The organism is Burkholderia pyrrocinia (assembly GCF_018417535.1).
In the GTDB taxonomy this organism is placed as follows: Bacteria; Pseudomonadota; Gammaproteobacteria; order Burkholderiales; family Burkholderiaceae; genus Burkholderia; species Burkholderia pyrrocinia_E.
On record NZ_CP070978.1, the window covers coordinates 846,009 to 863,051 of the forward strand.

General features: G+C 67.7%; 17 protein-coding genes. 4 read left to right on the forward strand and 13 right to left on the reverse strand.

Annotated features, from left to right (window positions below):
- Window positions 1-168 precede the first annotated feature (168 nt).
- The 4 genes from JYG32_RS21880 to JYG32_RS21895 all read right to left on the reverse strand — a co-directional run bounded on the left by JYG32_RS21880 (window position 169) and on the right by JYG32_RS21895 (window position 2,831).
- The gene (locus JYG32_RS21880; protein ID WP_011355454.1) at window positions 169-465 is read right to left on the reverse strand and encodes an XRE family transcriptional regulator; all 297 of its coding nucleotides are present in this window, start codon (window positions 463-465) and stop codon (window positions 169-171) included.
- A 73-nt stretch (window positions 466-538) separates the two neighbouring features.
- Complete coding sequence (locus JYG32_RS21885) at window positions 539-898, reverse strand: type II toxin-antitoxin system RelE/ParE family toxin (RefSeq protein ID WP_213267440.1); 360 nt, start codon at window positions 896-898, stop codon at window positions 539-541.
- A 131-nt stretch (window positions 899-1,029) separates the two neighbouring features.
- A complete protein-coding gene (gene pcaQ / locus JYG32_RS21890; RefSeq protein ID WP_213266942.1) occupies window positions 1,030-2,016 on the reverse strand; it encodes a pca operon transcription factor PcaQ in 987 nt (328 codons plus the stop codon).
- 77 nt (window positions 2,017-2,093) lie between these two features.
- Complete coding sequence (locus JYG32_RS21895) at window positions 2,094-2,831, reverse strand: helix-turn-helix domain-containing protein (RefSeq protein ID WP_213266943.1); 738 nt, start codon at window positions 2,829-2,831, stop codon at window positions 2,094-2,096.
- A 120-nt stretch (window positions 2,832-2,951) separates the two neighbouring features.
- Between JYG32_RS21895 and JYG32_RS21900 the strand changes: the two genes are divergently transcribed.
- The 3 genes from JYG32_RS21900 (at window position 2,952) to pcaG (ending at window position 5,098) form a co-directional block, all read left to right on the forward strand.
- Window positions 2,952-3,515, forward strand: a complete 564-nt coding sequence (locus JYG32_RS21900) for a YiiX/YebB-like N1pC/P60 family cysteine hydrolase (protein ID WP_174383128.1) — start codon at window positions 2,952-2,954, stop codon at window positions 3,513-3,515.
- Window positions 3,516-3,793: 278 nt separating this feature from the next.
- A complete protein-coding gene (pcaH, locus tag JYG32_RS21905) occupies window positions 3,794-4,501 on the forward strand; it encodes a protocatechuate 3,4-dioxygenase subunit beta (RefSeq protein WP_213266944.1) in 708 nt (235 codons plus the stop codon).
- Window positions 4,502-4,504: 3 nt separating this feature from the next.
- Window positions 4,505-5,098 carry a protocatechuate 3,4-dioxygenase subunit alpha gene (gene pcaG, locus JYG32_RS21910; RefSeq protein WP_174383130.1) on the forward strand — a complete coding sequence of 198 codons (594 nt, stop codon included), beginning with the start codon at window positions 4,505-4,507 and terminating at the stop codon, window positions 5,096-5,098.
- 469 nt (window positions 5,099-5,567) lie between these two features.
- Here the strand turns inward: pcaG and JYG32_RS21915 are convergent, their stop codons facing one another.
- A complete protein-coding gene (locus JYG32_RS21915; protein ID WP_213266945.1) occupies window positions 5,568-6,347 on the reverse strand; it encodes an AraC family transcriptional regulator in 780 nt (259 codons plus the stop codon).
- A 142-nt stretch (window positions 6,348-6,489) separates the two neighbouring features.
- Here JYG32_RS21915 and JYG32_RS21920 point away from each other — a divergent pair, with 142 nt between their 5' ends.
- A complete protein-coding gene (locus JYG32_RS21920; protein WP_213266946.1) occupies window positions 6,490-7,269 on the forward strand; it encodes an alpha/beta fold hydrolase in 780 nt (259 codons plus the stop codon).
- 35 nt (window positions 7,270-7,304) lie between these two features.
- Here the strand turns inward: JYG32_RS21920 and JYG32_RS21925 are convergent, their stop codons facing one another.
- From JYG32_RS21925 to JYG32_RS21960, 8 genes are all read right to left on the reverse strand, one after another.
- Window positions 7,305-8,132 (reverse strand): M55 family metallopeptidase, encoded by an 828-nt coding sequence (locus JYG32_RS21925; RefSeq protein WP_213266947.1) that lies wholly within the window; start codon window positions 8,130-8,132, stop codon window positions 7,305-7,307.
- Window positions 8,129-9,211, reverse strand: coding sequence for a P1 family peptidase (locus tag JYG32_RS21930; RefSeq protein WP_213266948.1), 1,083 nt, complete (start codon window positions 9,209-9,211; stop codon window positions 8,129-8,131). Before JYG32_RS21930 ends, JYG32_RS21925 begins: the two co-directional genes overlap by 4 nt.
- A complete protein-coding gene (gene gsiD / locus JYG32_RS21935) occupies window positions 9,211-10,104 on the reverse strand; it encodes a glutathione ABC transporter permease GsiD (RefSeq protein WP_213266949.1) in 894 nt (297 codons plus the stop codon). The genes JYG32_RS21930 and gsiD overlap by 1 nt, the downstream gene beginning before the upstream one ends.
- 7 nt (window positions 10,105-10,111) lie before the next feature.
- A complete protein-coding gene (gene gsiC / locus JYG32_RS21940; protein WP_128849790.1) occupies window positions 10,112-11,032 on the reverse strand; it encodes a glutathione ABC transporter permease GsiC in 921 nt (306 codons plus the stop codon).
- A gap of 67 nt (window positions 11,033-11,099) precedes the next feature.
- Window positions 11,100-12,662, reverse strand: coding sequence for a glutathione ABC transporter substrate-binding protein GsiB (gsiB, locus tag JYG32_RS21945; RefSeq protein WP_213266950.1), 1,563 nt, complete (start codon window positions 12,660-12,662; stop codon window positions 11,100-11,102).
- Window positions 12,663-12,791: 129 nt separating this feature from the next.
- Window positions 12,792-14,693, reverse strand: coding sequence for a dipeptide ABC transporter ATP-binding protein (locus tag JYG32_RS21950; protein WP_213266951.1), 1,902 nt, complete (start codon window positions 14,691-14,693; stop codon window positions 12,792-12,794).
- Between the two features lie 25 nt (window positions 14,694-14,718).
- On the reverse strand, window positions 14,719-15,723 hold the full coding sequence (locus tag JYG32_RS21955; RefSeq protein ID WP_213266952.1) for an isoaspartyl peptidase/L-asparaginase family protein: 1,005 nt from the start codon (window positions 15,721-15,723) through the stop codon (window positions 14,719-14,721).
- Window positions 15,720-16,664: a MurR/RpiR family transcriptional regulator gene (locus JYG32_RS21960; protein WP_213266953.1), complete on the reverse strand. Its 945-nt coding sequence runs from the start codon at window positions 16,662-16,664 to the stop codon at window positions 15,720-15,722. The genes JYG32_RS21955 and JYG32_RS21960 overlap by 4 nt, the downstream gene beginning before the upstream one ends.
- Between the last annotated feature and the right edge of the window lie 379 nt (window positions 16,665-17,043).

The window sequence follows — 17,043 nt, forward strand, 5'->3', positions numbered from 1 at the left end:
GTATGTGACCCGGCGAATGTGATGTGACCCGGCGAATACGCATGCGCTGAAGCCCGCCCGCTTGCGGCGACGCGCCGGTGAATCGCAGGCCGAATCACCGGCCAATTCGCCGCGCGCCTCACGCGGACGCTCGCCGCAAACCGACCGCGCGCCGTTTCGTCACGCCGGTCAGGCCGGCACCAGCTCGAAGCTGAGCCGTTTGCCGAGCGCGGCGGCCGCGCTCGCGAGCGTCGCCAGCGTGAGGCTCGTGTCGGTTTCGTCGAGCAGCCGGTTGAGCGCGGCACGGCTGGTTTTCATCCGCGCGGCCATCGCGGTTTTCGTGATGTGCTGCGCCTTCATTTCCTGCCCGATCTGCCACGCGATCACGCGCTTGATCGCGGTGGCGGTGGCCGCCTCGAGATTGCCGTCCTCTTCGAGGAAGGTATCGAAGTCGCTGCCGATATGCGGGTTGTTCGTGGTCGTCATGTCGTACTCCAGTGCATGGCGTTGCCGGCTGCCCGACCGTCGGAGACGGTGCGTTCCGGCGCAACCGGGAAATTCAGATGGCGTGCGTCAGCGCTTTCAGGCGCGCGACGGTGACGTCGAGATCGTCCGACGGCGTGGCCGGCGACTTCTTGATGAACCCGTGCAGCAGGACCATCATGTCGCCGACAACCGTGAACAGGACACGAGCGTTGTGCGTGGGCAGCACGATCCTGATCTCCCACAGATCCCTCGCCATCTTCCGAACCAACGGCATGCCGAGCGGCCAGCCGAATTGAACGGTTTTGATCTCTTCGCCGATCGCCCTTCGCTCCGCGCGCTCAAGCGCCTTGAGCCATTCGCGTACCGGCTCGTTGCCGCATGCCGTGCTGAAGAACCGCACGCCAAGCGTGACCTGGATCTGCTGTCTCGCCATCGCCTTGCCACCAAGCGTACCAAAAACGATACGGCATGCCAAGCACCACGAGGACGGCTACTGGCCGGATGGCCAATCCAGAAGCTGTGAAAGGGATTGGGCCAGGCTTGTCCGTCGACCGACCCGACGGATCAACGATCGCCGCGAACCGGCTTGCGCGCGGCGCGTGGCGCCCGGTGCGGTCGCGCATCGCCGAACCGCGACCGCGCGATGTCGCGCACGGCGTCGATCAGCGTCCGCGCGACCGGCGACGGCTGCGCATCGGTGCGCAGGATGAGCCCGACCGGCTCGTCGGTGCCCGCGGACGGCAGCGGCAGGCGCGCCAGCGCACCGGCCGACAGATCGTATTCGGCCGCATAGAGCGGCACGAACCACACCGCGTCGTTCTCGAGCGCCAGCGCGCGCGCGACCGATACCGACAGCACCTCGATGAACGAATCCAGCGGCGGCACGCCGCATGCGCCGAGCAGTTGCTCGGCCGACTGGCGGATCAGCGTACCGAACGGCGGCAGCACGACCGGATAGCGCGCGAGCTCGGTGGCCGGCGCCGCGCTCGACAGCAGCGGATGCCCGGCGCGCACGACCGCGACGAGCGGCTCGTTGTACAACTGCTCGAACGCGAGCCCGATCATCCGCTCCGGCTCCGACAGCCGCCCGATCGCGCATTCGATCGCACCGGACTTCAAGCGCTCGAGCAGGTCGGCGTTCGCGGCCGTCGCGATCCGCACGACGACGCACGGCCAGCGCGCGGCCAGCGCCTTCATCAACGCGGGCGCGAGCGATGCCGCGACGGTCGGCAGCATGCCGATTTCCAGCGTCGCCGCGGCGGCCCCGCCCTCGCGCGCGAGCAGCCCGACGCCCTGCCGCAGCGCCAGCACGCACGCGTTCGCGTGCGGCATGAACAGTTGCGCTTCGCGCGTCGGCTGCGCGCCCTGCCGGCCGCGCTCGAACAGCTTCACGCCGAGGATCGCCTCCAGTTCGGCGATCGTCTTCGACACGGCCGGCTGCGTGATCGACAGGCTTTCGGCCGCCTTCTGCACGCCGCCCAACTGCGCGACCGCGAGAAAGCACTGCAGGTGCCGGAACTTGACGCGGCCGTCGGCGATACGGTTATTCATAACGGGTGGTTATGCGAATGACGATGAAATGCCATTTTGCATAACTTTCCGGATAAGCCCAAGCATTCGGTGAAACGTCACGCGTCACGCCGCAGCGCGTGAAAACCGGTCGGCTCCCAGATCCGCTTCGCGATCAGCAAGCCCGTCCCGTGTTTCTGCCCGAGCGGCGCGGACGACGATTCCGCATGCAGCGCGGCCGCCTTGCTGCGCAGCCGGCGCAATTCCAGTTCGAGCTCCGCGGCGGCGGCCTCCGTCAGCATCCCCTGCGAAAACGTCATCGTCTCGCCCGCGCCGTCGAAGCGGCTGTCGAGGAAATCGCCGAGCGCGTGCGTATGGAAATACCGGCGGATCGGCCCGCCCGGCAACCAGTCGAAATCGCGCGCGACGCGCACGCGGATCCGGTCGCCCGGCAGCAGCGCGACGACGTTCATCCGGTCGAGCATCAGCAGGTATTTCACGCACTCGGCCTTCGTCAGGCGATAGGCCGACACGATGTCCTGCGCGGTCCAGTAGTTGATCGCGCAGACGGCGACGAGCAGCAGCTTCTCGTCCGACACGAGCAGCGCCTCCTGCTGCTCGGTCAGCACGTGCAGCCTCGGCGCCGACGCCGATGCCTCCTGCACGAGCTCGGCCAGCGTATAGCCGAGCAACTGCGCGATCTCCGCGACGCGCTCCAGCGTGAAGCGGCCGCTCGCGAACAGCCGCTTCACGCTCGTCTCGGAGACGTCGAGCGCACGCGCGACGTCGCGGTAGGTCATTCCCTGCGCCTTCAACTGGCGCTTCAGCGTTTCGATGAGTTGGGCGGTTTCGGTCATTTTGGTATCGAAAAATGATGCTTCAGGTCAGATATTAGGCCACCTGCGCATGCATATGGGCACATTCGGATACTTGTCTGCATAATCCGCTCCGTCCTGTCACTCAACGACGGAGCCGAAATGGCCACCCGAACCGAAACCGCCGCTTACGAACCGCAGCACACCGCGCCGCGCGATGCACGCGACACGGATCGCACAATGCCGCTCGCGACCGTCCGCACGCTGGCCGCCACCGCTCACGTCGGCGATCTCGTGTTCATCCGCGTGCAGGCCGGTTCGCCGCGCGACGCGGCGGGCACAACGGGCGCATGGGCCAACCGCTTCGGCATCGTCGTCGATACGTCGGGCGACGAACCCGTGATCGCCGAGCCCGCGTTGGCGTGGACGAAGCTCACGCCGCTGTCGCGCTTCGTCGCCCGTACCGACGGCGGCCGCATCGCGCTGGCGCGCCGCGTCGCGGCACCGACCGCCGACGCGCAACGCCACGCACATGCGACGGCCGAACAGCGGATCGACGCGCTGCTCGGCAACCGCTTCAACCTGCGGGCGCGGCGCGGGTTCTGCGCGCAGTACGTCAGCGACGTGATCGGTGCCGACCGCGCCGCGACGCCGGCCGCACTGCTGCGCAGCGGCACGCTGTCGCTCGAATTCGACGGGATCGTGTTCGATCCTGACCGCAAATAACAACGGGCAGGCTCAGGGAGACCGGATAACAACAAGAACAAAAGACAAAAAATAGCGACGGGCTGGCTGGAGGGCCGTGCACGGGGTCGTCACCGACGACGCGAAGCCCGATCGCTTTCATCCGCCGGACAGGCATCCCTGTCCGGCGGATTTTTCATTGGGGCAGAGAACATAACGAACGGTTATGCGTCTCGCGAAAAAAGGTCATTTTGCATAACTTTCCGGATTGGCTAAAGTCCTGCCATCCACTTCGAGAAATACCTATCAGGAGACGCCCGATGGATTCCCCCACGATCCTCACGCCGCGCGACTGGCCGTCGCATCCGGCCTATGTCCACCCCGAGTACCGTTCGTCCGTGAAGCGCGGCCCGACCCGCCCGCTGATCCCGCTGAAGGACAAGCTGCGCGACCAGTACGCGCCCGTCTACGGCGCGGAAGATCTCGGCGCGCTCGACCACGACCTGACGAAGAACGCCGTGAAGAACGGCGAGCCGCTCGGCGAGCGCATGGTCGTCACGGGCCGCGTGCTCGACGAAGGCGGCAAGCCCGTGCGCAACACGCTCGTCGAGGTGTGGCAGGCGAACGCGGCCGGCCGCTACGTGCACAAGGTCGACCGGCACGACGCGCCGCTCGACCCGAACTTCCTCGGCGCGGGCCGCTGCGTGACCGACGACGAAGGCCGCTACCGCTTCCTGACGATCAAGCCCGGCGCGTATCCGTGGGGCAACCATCCGAACGCGTGGCGCCCGAATCACATCCACTTCTCGCTGTTCGGCGATTACTTCGGCTCGCGTCTCGTCACGCAGATGTACTTCCCCGGCGACCCGCTGCTCGCGTACGACCCGATCTTCCAGGGCACGCCCGAGGCCGCGCGCGATCGCCTGATCTCGCGCTTCTCGATGGACATCACCGAAGAAGGCTATGCGCTCGGCTACGAATTCGACATCGTGCTGCGCGGCCGCGACGCTACCCCGATGGAGCGCTGAACCATGACGACGCTGAAGCAAACCCCTTCGCAGACGGTCGGCCCGTACTTCGCATACGGCCTGTGCCCGCAGCAATACGACTACGACCTGAAGAGCCTGTTCACGCCGACGATCGCCGCGACGCACGCCGAAGGCGAGCACGTGCTGCTGGTCGGGCAGGTATTCGACGGCGACGGCAACGTCGTCAGCGACGCGGTGCTCGAATTCACGCAGGTGGACGGCGCGGGCCGCTACCCCGCGTCGCGCGACGACATCGCGACATCCGGCTTCACCGGTTTCGCGCGGGTCGGCACGGGCACCGATGCGCAGCACCGCTTCGTCGTCGAGACGGTGAAGCCGGGCCGCATCGCCGCGGACGACGCGCCGCACATCAACGTGACCGTAATGATGCGCGGGATCCTCACCCATGCGTTCACGCGCGTGTACTTCGACGACGAAGCCGCGGCAAACGCGGCCGACCCGGTGCTGAACGCGGTGCCGGCCGAGCGTCGCGCGACGCTCGTCGCGAAACGCGACGCGCAGCCGGGCCGCCCGATCGTCTACCGCTTCGACATCCGCATGCAGGGGCCGGACGAAACGGTGTTCTTCGACGTGTGACGCACGCGCCGGCGCAGGCCGGTTCCGGATGCCGACGCACCGCCGCGCGGCGCGATACCGACAGGGATCGCGCCACGCGGCGTTTTTCGTGTTCCGTCGCAATCTTTCGATGCTGCGCCGCATCGCGACGGAACGCGGTTGCCGATGTCCATTGCTCGGGGCTTCTGCCCCCACATCGAACACGCGATTGAAACGCATGCTGCGACAGCACATGAATCGTCGGGCCGACGGGATATCGTTTGCTCGTTATGCGGCGTACTCTTCGGTATCCACTACGCGCCGACAGGATTGAATCGGACGAGGAAATAATCCCGCGAACAATGCGCGACACCGCCCCGCTGGCTGTGCGCGCATTTTTTTCTGACCGAGTGCCTTTAAACGCGTCTGGCCGAATTTGGCAGGCGCGTATTTTTTTGCCGCGGCGACGGGCGACCGGGCGTGTCCCGCGCCGGCCGCCCAATCCTTTCGGCTAGCGCCGAATCTCCAGATACCGGCTCGGCGTGTCGCCCAGAATGCGGCGAAACGCCGACGTGAACGCGCTCGCGCTCGCATACCCGAGATCGAGCGCGACGCGCGTCACCGGCTGTCCGTCGCTCAGGCGGGAAATCGCCGCGAGCATGCACACCTGCTGACGCCACGCGGCAAAACTCACGCCCGTCTGCGCGCGGAACTGCCGCGTGAACGTGCGCCGGCTCACGCCCACGTCGGCCGCAACCCGGTCGAGATCGGCCGCGATCGACGGCGACGCGAACAGGTGCCGGCACACCTTCGCCAGCCGCGCGTCGACCGGCAGCGGCGCATGCAGCGACAGGCGCGGCATCGTCGCGATTTCCGCGATCAGCAGCGCCATCAGCTTGCCCGCACGGCCGTCGACGTCGTACATGGCCGGCAGGTCGATCGCATCGTCGATCAGTTGCCGCAGCAGCGCGGACACGCCATACACGCCGCACTGCGCGGGCAGGCCCGCTTCCTGCGCGGCGTCGCCCGACACGAACGTGTTGAGCATCGTGACCGGCCCGGTCATCGTCATTTCGTGCCGCACGCCGGCCGGCACCCAGCACGCGCGCTGCGGCGGCACCAGCCAGCGGCCGTGCGGCGTCGACACGCTGATCGTGCCGCGCGACGCGAACGCGAATTGCCCGCGCCCGTGCGCGTGTTCCGGAAACGTCGTGCCCGCCGCATAGTCGTTGGCGGTCACGACCACGCTCCGGGGAATGTGTTCGTAGGGATCTAGCAGCGTATTTCTCACGGCCCGAATTCCATCATCAATGACCCGATATCGAAGGCGGGTCTCCTTCGATCGATCTACGATCCGCTCCACGCTTGCGCGACCTGACGGCCGCAAGACCCGTCGGCCTGATCGGCCGGATTGCAACCTCATCGGAGCGAATATGCCCAATACGTTTCATCGCGTGGGGGACGGCCCCCACCCTGTTCTCGTGCTGCACGGCTGGTTCGGCGACGCCCGCGCGTTCGAACCCGTCGAAGCGTGGCTGTCGCGCGAGCGCTTCAGCTATGTGTTCATGGACTACCGCGGCTACGGCCGCATGCGCGACGCACGCGGCGACTACACGATCGACGAGATCGCCGCCGACACGCTCGCGCTCGCCGACGCGCTCGGCTTCCCGACCTTCAGCCTCGTCGGCCATTCGATGGGCGGCATGGCGATCGAGAAAATCGCCGCCGTCGCGCCCGAACGCGTGCGCGCGCTGGTGCCGATCGCGCCCGTTCCGTGCGGCGGCCTGCCGTTCGACGCCGAGCGACGTGCGCTATTCGAGCGCGCCGCCGGCCACCTCGCCGATCGCAGGACCATCATCGATCGCAGCACCGGCGGCCGGCTGCCCGCCGCCTGGGTCGAGTGGAAAGCCGCGTATTCGGCAGCCTGTTCGTCGGCGCATGCATTCGGCGCGTACTTCCGCGCGTGGGCCGATACGGATTTCAGCGACGAGATCGCGGGCGTGCATCCGGTGAACGTGCTGATCGGCGAGCACGACCCGGCGTTCGACGCGGCGCTGATGGCGCGCACCTACCTGCGGCGCTACCCGTGCGCCACCGTCGACGTGCTGCGCAATGCGGGCCACTATCCGATGAACGAGACGCCGCTCGCGTTGGTCGCGGCGATGGAAGCGTTCCTGCTCGCCGCGACAGACCACCCCGTCGTCAGCGACTGACCCGCCGCACGCAAGCGGCCTCGTTGCGGCGCGCATCACCGCAGCATGAACGACATCGCCGACAGGCTGTTCAGCGTACGCACCACATGCTCGACCGACGGCCCGTCGAAGCGCAGCGTCACCGCATCGACGCGCTCGAGCGTCGGCAGCACGCAGAACAGGTCGGCCAGCGCGGCCGTCTGCACGCGCAGCGTGCAAGCGGCCGGCGCGGGCCGATGGGCGCCCGCGCGCAAGCCTGCCGACAGCGCCTGCGCGACCGTTTCGCGTGCGGCGGTCGCGATTCGCGTACACGAGGCAGCGGGCGTAAGCGTGTCGCCGCTCGATGCGCCGCCGGCCGTCTTGACCGTCACGAAACGCGCATCCGGAAACAGCGGCTGCGTTTCCTCGGCGAACACGTCGTCGCCGGATGCCAGTGCGACGTGCGCGCCATATTCGCGCGCCAGCGCGCCGTACAGCCCGGCTTCGCCGAGCTCGACGCCGTTCAGCCATACCTGCGTAAACGCGAAGCTGTTGATCGTGTGCGCGAGCACGCCGCGCGTCTGCGATTTCGCGTGATAGCCGATCATGAACACGAGGTCGGGCTGCTGTTCGAGGCCCGCCATCATGCCGAGCGTGCGCGGCTTGCCGAGCACGACGCGCGCGCGTGCATCGAGCCCGTCCGGCAGCAGGTTGCGAAAGCCGCCATGCGAATCGTTGATCCAGATGGCCTGCGCGCCGCCCGCGAACGCGCCTTCGATCGCCGCGTTCGCCTCGGCGGTCATCCAGCGGCGCGCGCGCTCGTATTCCGGATTGCCGGCGCGCGTCTGCTCGGTGGCAAACACGCCGGCGACGCCCTCGATGTCGGTCGAGATCAGGATCTTCATGACTGGGTAGAACGTCCTTCGTTGCTTTCGTTGAACAACCGGTCGAGGTCGGGCACCGCGTCGCGCAGCGACTGCCGCACGTGGCCGTCGCGCCCGGCGACCGTCACGGCCTGCAGCAATGCATCGACGATCGCGTGCTCGACGCTTTCGGCCGCGGCCATGAACAGCGGGTCGAGCGCCGCATCGGCCACGAGGGCCGGCAGCGTGATGGTCGACGTATCGTGCGCGATCGTGTACGCGGTCGAGAATGCGAGCGCGATGTCGCCGCTGCCGTGCCCGTAGACGGAGCCCGTGCGGGCCAGCCCCGCGCCCGCGCGACGCGCGAGCCGCGACAGTTGCCGCGCATCGAGCGGCGCATCGGTGGCGAGCAACACGATGATCGAGCCCTGCTCGGGCGGCGCCGCGCGCGCGGCCCCGGCCGCACGCCGTTGCGCGACGATGCGCCCGAGCGGCACGCTGCCGAGCGTCAGCATCGGCAGCCGGCCGAAATTCGCGAGCACGAGCGCGCCGACCGTATAGGGCCGGCCGGCCGCGACGGCAACGCGCGACGCCGAACCGATCCCGCCCTTCAGGTCGAAACACGACATCCCGCGCCCGGCACCCACCGCGCCGCGTGCGACGACGCGCGACGTCGCGCGGCACGCGTCGTCGTAATGCGCGGCCGTCACCGCGAACGCCTGGATGTCGTTCAGGTAACCGTCGTTGCACTCGAACACGAGCGGGTTGACGGTCGGCCAGTCGCGGCCGGTCTGCGGATTCGCCGCGATCGCCGCGCGGATCTGCGCCTGTGCGACCGCGCCGACGCCGAACGTATTGGTCAGTGCGATCGGCGTATCGAGCGTGCCGAGTTCGTCGACCTGCACGAGCCCGACGCTCTTGCCGAAGCCGTTGATCACGGCCGCGCCGGCCGGCACCTTGCTGCGGTACACATCGCCCGGATGCGGTCTCACGACGGTCACGCCGGTCTGCACGTTGCCGTCGGCGAGCGTGCAATGGCCGACCGTCACGCCCGGCACGTCGGCGATCGTGCCGCGCGGCCCGGCCGGCAGCATCGCCGTCCACATCGGTGCAGCGCGCATCAGCGGCGCTCCAGCTTCGGGTCGAGCGCGTCGCGCAGCCCGTCGCCGAGCAGGTTGAACGCGAGCACGGTCAGGAAGATCGCGAGGCTAGGGAAGACCGCGATGTGCGGCGCCGTCACCATGTCCGCGCGCGCCTCGTTGAGCATCGCGCCCCACTCCGGCGTCGGCGGCTGCGCGCCGAGCCCGAGGAACGACAGGCTCGCGGCCGTGATGATCGACGTGCCGATCCGCATCGTGAAGTAGACGACGACCGACGACACGGTGCCCGGCAGGATGTGCCGCATGATGATCGTCCAGTCCGACGCGCCGATGCTGCGCGCGGCCTCGACGTAGGTCATGTGCTTGAGCATCAGCGTGTTGCCGCGCACGAGCCGCGCGAATGCCGGGATGCTGAAGATCGCGACCGCGCAGATCACGTTGACCATCCCGTTGCCGAGGATCGCGACCACGCCGATCGCGAGCAGGATGCCCGGGAACGCGAACAGCACGTCGGCGATGCGCATCGTGATGCGATCCCACCAGCCTTCGTAGTAGCCGGCGAGCAGCCCGAAGAACGTGCCGATCAGCGCGCCGAGCGCGACCGAGAAGAAGCCGGCCGCGAGCGAGATGCGCGTGCCTGCGACGATCCGGCTGAAGATGTCGCGGCCGAGCGAATCGACGCCGAACCAGTGCACGGCCGATGGCCCCGCATTCAGCGCGTCGTAGTCGAAATAGTTCTCCGGATCGAACGGCACGATGTGCGGGCCGACGAATGCCAGCACCACAAGCGCCAGCACGAAGCCGCCCGCGGCGAGCGCGACGGTCTGCTTGCGGAACTTGCGCCAGAATTCGCGCCACGGCGTGCGGATCGCGCTCGATGCGGCGGGCGCCGCGGTCTGGACAGTCGCGTTCATGCGCGCCTCACTTGAACCGGATGGTCGGGTTGATGACCGCGTACAGCACGTCGACGGTCAGGTTGATCAGGATGAATTCGAGCGAGAACAGCAGCACGATCGCCTGGATCACCGGGTAGTCGCGCATCGTCACCGCGTCGACGAGCAGGCGCCCGAGCCCCGGCCAGTTGAACACGGCCTCGACGACGATCGAGCCGCCGAGCAGGAAGCCGAACTGCAGCCCCATCATCGTGACGACCGGGATCATCGCGTTGCGCAGGCAGTGCTTGAGCACGACCATCGGCTCGTGCACGCCCTTCGCGCGCGCGGTGCGCACGAAATCCTCGTTCAGCACCTCGACGAACGACGCGCGCGTGAAGCGCGCCATCACGGCCGCGACCGCGGCGCCGAGCGTCAGCGACGGCAGCACATAGCTCTTCCACGTGCCGTCAGGCACGACCGGCAGCCAGCCGAGCTTCACCGAGAAGATCTCCATCAACAACATGCCGAGCGCGAATGCGGGAAACGAGATGCCCGACACCGCGATCGTCATGCCGATGCGGTCGGGCCAGCGATTGCGCCACACCGCCGACGCGATCCCGATCGCCATCCCGAACAGCGTCGCCCACACCATGCTGACGAGCGTCAGCAGCAGCGTCGGCATGAAGCGCTCGCCGATCTCGGTCGATACCGGCCGCTTGCTGCGCGTCGACATGCCGAAATCGCCGTGCGCGATCTTCACGAAGAAGTTCGCGAACTGGGTCGGCATCGGCTTGTCGAGGCCGAGGTCGGCGCGCACGAGCGCGACCGTCGCGTCGTCGGCTTCCGGCCCGGCCGCGAGCCGCGCCGGGTCGCCCGGCAGCAGGTGCACGAACAGGAACACGAGCACCGCGACGATCGCGAGCGTGGGCAGCAGGCCGAACAGGCGTTTGACGAGAAAATTCAGCATGGGGCACCGATCGGGTCAACGCGCCAGCGGATTGCGCCGCCGGCACCGCGTGGCGGGTGAACCGCCGTCATCTCAGCGAGATTTCGTCGAAGTTGAACGAGCCGTCCGGCATCACGTACATGCCCTGCAGGCGCTTGCTGCGTGCGTAGACGATCTTCTCCTGCACGAGGAAGATCCACGGCGCGTCGGCCCAGATCTGCTTCTGTGCATCCGCGTAGAGGGTGGCCTTCTTCGTGCGATCGGTCGTGGAGAGCGCCTGCGCGAGGTCGTCGTCGACCAGACCGTTCTTGTAGTACGCCGTGTTGTACAGCTTCGGCGGCGCCGATTCCGAAGCAAGCAGCGGCGACAGCGCCCAGTTCGCCTCGCCGGTCGACGCCGACCAGCCGCTGTAGTACATCCGCACCGGCGCCTTCGCCGGATCCTGGGCACTCTCCACCCGGGCGACCCGCTCGCCGGCCTCGAGCGCCTGCACCTGCACCTTCACGCCGACCTGCGCGAGCTGCTGCTGGACGAACTGGATCAGCTTCTGCGCCGTCGTGTGATTGTAGGCGGACCATAGCGTCGATTCGAAGCCGTTCGGATAACCGGCTTCCTTCAGCAACGCGCGCGCCTTCGCCGGGTCATACGGCCAGGGCCCGAGTTTCGTCGCGTATTCGACGCCCATCGGCGCAACCCCTGTCTGCGGAGTCGCGTAACCGGCGAACACGACCTTCGCGAGCGCATCCTTGTTGACCGCGTAGTTCAGCGCTTCGCGCACCTTCGGGTTATCGAACGGCTTTTGCCGCGTGTTCAGCGAAATGTAGCGCTGGATGATCGACGGCGCCTCGATCAGGTCCACCTTCGGATTGCTTTTCAGTTCGTTCGCCTGCTCGAACGGAATCGTGAAGGCGAAATCGGCTTCGCCGGTCTTGATCAGCGCGGCGCGCGTGTTGTTGTCGACCACCGGCTTCCAGTCGATCGCGTCGATCTTCGGATAGCCCTTCTTCCAGTAACCGGCGAATTTCTTCACCTTCATGTCGTCGGTCTGCTTCCATTCGACGAACTCGAACGGCCCGGTGCCGACCGGATGCAGCGACACGTCGCGCCCCCACTTCTTCAGCGCGGCCGGCGAAATCATCACCGCGGACGGATGCGCGAGCGTGTTGATGAACGCCGAGAACGGCTCGCGCAACGTGAACCGCACGGTGGTCGGATCGACCACTTCGGTCTTCTCGATCACCCGGAACAGGCCGTACCGCTTCAGCTTGTTCGCCGGATCGGTCACGCGGTCGAAATTCGCCTTCACCGCGGCGGCATTGAAATCGGTGCCGTCGTGGAATTTCACGCCCTGGCGCAGTTTGACCGTGTACACCTTCGCGTCCGGCGACGCCGTATAGCTGGTCGCGAGCACGTTGACGAGCTTCATGTTCCGGTCGAAACCGAACAGGCCCTCGTAGAACGACTTGACGACAGCCTGCGACACCGTATCGTTCGCGTCGTACGGGTCCATCGTCGTAAACGTCGAGTACACGGCGACCACGACGTTCTGCTGCGCGAACGCGGGCACCGCGGCCGACAACGCGAGCGCGCCGGCACTCGCAGCGAGCAGCGCGCGCGGACGGAACATCGGGAACGAATACGGCTTGTTCATCTTGTTGGGCTCCTGTGGATGATTCGGTAACGCGTGGTGGAAATCGCGGCGTGACTGCACCCTTTCGGGAAAAAGACGCCGTTGCCTCGCTCGTGCGCAGCTTCGGTCCATATGCAACCTCCCGCGCGTTCAGTACGCGCCGCCGACGCGATGCGTCGCGACGTAGTGATCGGGGCCGACCGCGACGAGCGGCGCAACCGCCGGCTCGTCGCCGGCCGCGCGGATCGGGCTCGGGATCTCGTCCGCCGCGAGCTGGCGCGGCGCATGCCGGCGCGCGGGGTCGGCCACCGGCACCGCGCTCATCAGCTTCTTCGTGTACGGATGCTGCGGCGCTTCGAACACCGCGCGGCGCGGGCCGATCTCGACGATCTGGCCGAGATACATCACCGCGACGCGATGGCTGATGCGCTCGACGACGGCCATGTCGTGCGAGATGAACAGGTACGCGACGCCGAGCTCGCGCTGCAGGTCGAGCATCAGGTTGACGATCTGCGCCTGCACCGACACGTCGAGCGCCGACACCGATTCGTCGGCGATCACGACTTTCGGGTTCAGCGCGAGCGCACGCGCGATCGCGATCCGCTGGCGCTGGCCGCCCGAGAATTCGTGCGGATAGCGGCGCGCAGCCTCGGGCGGCAGGCCGACCTTGTCGAGCAGCCAGTCGACGCGCGCCTGCGCTTCTCGGCCGCTCGCGACGCCGTGCACGAGCAGCGGCTCCATGATCGAGAAACCGACCGTGAGACGCGGGTTCAGCGACGCGAACGGATCCTGGAAGATGAACTGGATGTTCCGGCGCAGCGCCTGCAGGTCAGGGCCCTTCAGCGCGCTGATGTCGCGGCCGTCGAATTCGATCGAGCCGCTCTGCGATTCGACGAGGCGCAGCAGCGAGCGGCCGGTGGTCGACTTGCCGCAACCCGACTCGCCGACGAGTGCGAGCGTCTCGCCCGCGCGCAACTCGAAGCTCACGCGCTCGACCGCATGCACGTACTGCGACACGCGGCCGAACACGCCGCTCTTCACCGGAAAGCGCGTGACGAGATCGCGCACGCGCAGGATCGGCGGCGCAGCCTGATCGACGGGCGGCTGCACATCGTCGCTTGCCGCGGCCGCAGCCGCCGGCGCCGCGGCGCTTGCGCCATCCACCTTCAGCAGCGGGAATTTCTCGGGTATGTCGGTGCCCTGCATCGAGCCGAGCCGCGGCACGGCCGCGAGCAGCGCACGCGTGTAGCGATGCGCGGGCGCCGCGAAGATGTGGTCCGACTCGCCCTCCTCGACCTTCTCGCCGCGATACATCACGAGCACGCGGTCGGCCACTTCGGCCACCACGCCCATGTCGTGCGTGATGAAGATCACGCCCATGTTCATCTCGTCCTGCAGCCCGCGAACCAGTTGCAAGATCTGCGCCTGGATCGTCACGTCGAGCGCGGTCGTCGGCTCGTCGGCGATCAGCAGCGCGGGCCGGCACGACAGCGCCATCGCGATCATCACGCGCTGCCGCATCCCGCCCGACAACTGGTGCGGATAGCGCGCGAACACGCGGCGCGCTTCCGGGATGCGCACGAGATCGAGCAGCCGCAGCGCTTCCGCACGCGCTTCCGACGCGCTCTTCGACTGGTGCAGCGCGATCGCCTCGCTGATCTGGTCGCCGACCGTGAACACCGGGTTCAGCGAAGTCATCGGCTCCTGGAAGATCATCGCGATGTCCGAGCCGCGGATGCCGCGCATCGTCGCGGCGCTCGCCTGCGCCAGATCGACGAGCGCACCGCCGCGGCGCCGGAACGCGATCCGGCCGCCCGTGATCGCGCCGCCGCCATGCTCGACGAGCCGCATCAGCGCGAGCGACGTGACCGACTTGCCGGAGCCCGATTCGCCGACGATCGCGAGCGTCTCGCCGCGATCGACGTGAAACGACACGTTGCGCACCGCGTCGAACGTCTCGCCTTCGCGGCGGAACGTGACCGACAGGTCGTCGACGGCGACGACACGCTGCTCGGGCAGCGCCAGATCGGACGGGTTACGGCTCGAAGTCATGCGGGTCTCCTCGTGCGATCCGGAATCAGGCTGCGTCGTCGCGATAGATGCCGACGACAGGCGCTTCGCCGACACGCGCGTAGCCGCGGTACATCCCTTCGGTGTTGAACGGCATCGCGACGTTGCCATGCGCGTCGACCGCGACGATCCCGCCGCGGCCCGCCAGGCGCGACAGCTTGTTCATCACGACATCGTGCGCGGCATCGGCCAGCGACGCACCGCGATACGCGATCTGCGCGGCGACGTCATGCGCGGTCGCGAGCCGGATGAACATCTCGCCGGTGCCCGTCGACGATACCGCGCAGGTCGCGTCGTCCGCGTAACAGCCGGCGCCGATGATCGGCGAATCACCGACCCGCCCCGGCTGCTTGTTCGTGATGCCGCCCGTCGACGTCGCCGCCGCGATGTGGCCGTGCAGGTCGCACGCGACCGCGCCGACCGTGCCGTGCTTGCGGTCCGGATCGAGCGGTTCGGCCGGCTGCGGCTGCGGCTGCGGCTGCGATGTGCCGAACGCGAACGTCGCCGCATCGTGGTCGAGCATCGCGCCGGCCGCCGTGCGCGCCTTGAGCCACTGCGCATGACGCGCTTCGGTGGCGAAGTAGCCGGGTTCCGCGAGTTCGAGCCCCTGCGCGGCCGCGAACGCATCGGCGCCTGCACCGGCGAACAGCACGTGTTCGCTCGACTCCATCACGCGCCGCGCGGCAAGAACCGGATTGCGCACACGCGTCGCGCAGCAGATCGCGCCGGCGTCGAGCGTCGCGCCATCCATGATCGCCGCGTCGAGTTCGTGCTTGCCTTCGGCCGTGTACACGGCGCCGCGTCCGGCGTTGAACAGCGGACAGTCCTCGAGCATCCGCACCGCGACGGTGACGGCGTCGAGCGCGCTGCCGCCGTCGGCCAGCACCTGCTGCGCGGCCTGCAGGATCGCGGTCAGTTCGGCACGGTACCGACGTTCGGTGTCGGTATCCATCGCATCGCGCAGGATCGTGCCTGCGCCGCCGTGAATCGCGACGATCGCGGGAGAAGTCATGATTTTTTCGGACGGGTGGAAGAAGGGTTGGCGGCCGACAGCGCCGCTTGCGGCTGCACGAGCCACGGCAGCAGGAATTCGGTCATCTCGGCGGCAGATTTCGCGGACCGGTGCGTGCGCAGCGCAACCGCATCGATCAGCGCCTCGATCATCGTGAGCACGGCCGCTTCCGACGTGGCCGCGAAGCGCCGTTCGGCCTTGACGTACAGGTTCAGCGACGCGATCGGCGCAAGCGGCGATTCCGGGCCGTCGGAGATGCCGAGCACGCGCGCGCCGCGCGCCGCCGCGCGGCGGGCCAGCTCGATCGTGTCCTTCACGTAGCGCGGAAACGCGAGCGCGATCACGAGATCGCGCGAGTCGGCCGTATACAGGCGCCGCGCCGCGTGCGACGGGCCGCCGAGCAGCGCGAGCGACTGCACGCTGTCGTGACACACCGACAGCCCGTGCTCCATCAGCCCGGCGAGAAACGCGCTCGACCCCGCACCGAGGATCAGCACGCGTCGCGCGCCGACGATCGCCTCGACCGCAGCCTCGACATCGGCCGCGTCCAGTTGCGCGCGCGTGTTCTCGATGTTTGCGGCGGCCTGATCGAACACCGCGTCGATCCATGCGGCACCGCGTACGCCGGGCTCCTGCTCCTGCGCCGAGCGCAGCCGTTCGACCGGCCCGAGCGTCGCCTCGAAGCCGCGCACGAGCGCCGCGCGCATCGCCGGATAGCCGTCGAAGCCGAGCGCCTTCGCGAAGCGGTTCGCGGTCGCGATCGACGCATTCACGGCCTGCGCGAGCTCGTCGATCCGCATCGTCGCTGCGCGAAACGGATTCGCGAGCACGAATTCGCCCATGCGCCGGTGGATCGGCGTCATCAACGGCATCGCCGACGCGATCCGCTCGGCGATCGCGGCTTCGTCGTGACTGGCGTTGTGCGGAACGAGAGGCGTCATGCGAATGGTTGTTGCAAGGTAGATGAAAATCAATTTACACAATCCGCAGCCGAGAAAAAAATAAATTTTCACCGGGGTTGTCACGGCTCATCCGTCGCCCGCCGATCGCCCGGCCATCGCACAGCCCCGCCGCGCGGGCATCCGGCACGCGACCGCCGTGCGTCTCCGCGCGCGCCGCTTCCCCCGTCCTCGGGAAAACCCCGATCACGTTCGTTCGAATGCAAATTCCCGTTGACCGGATTCGTATTCGAACATAGGATGTTCGAAAATGATCAGTCGTCAGATAACATCCGCATCTAATGACGAAGAAATGTTCGCTCGAACAGCGGAATTTCGATATAAACCGGGAAAATCGGCTCCCATCAAGATCAGACATCGT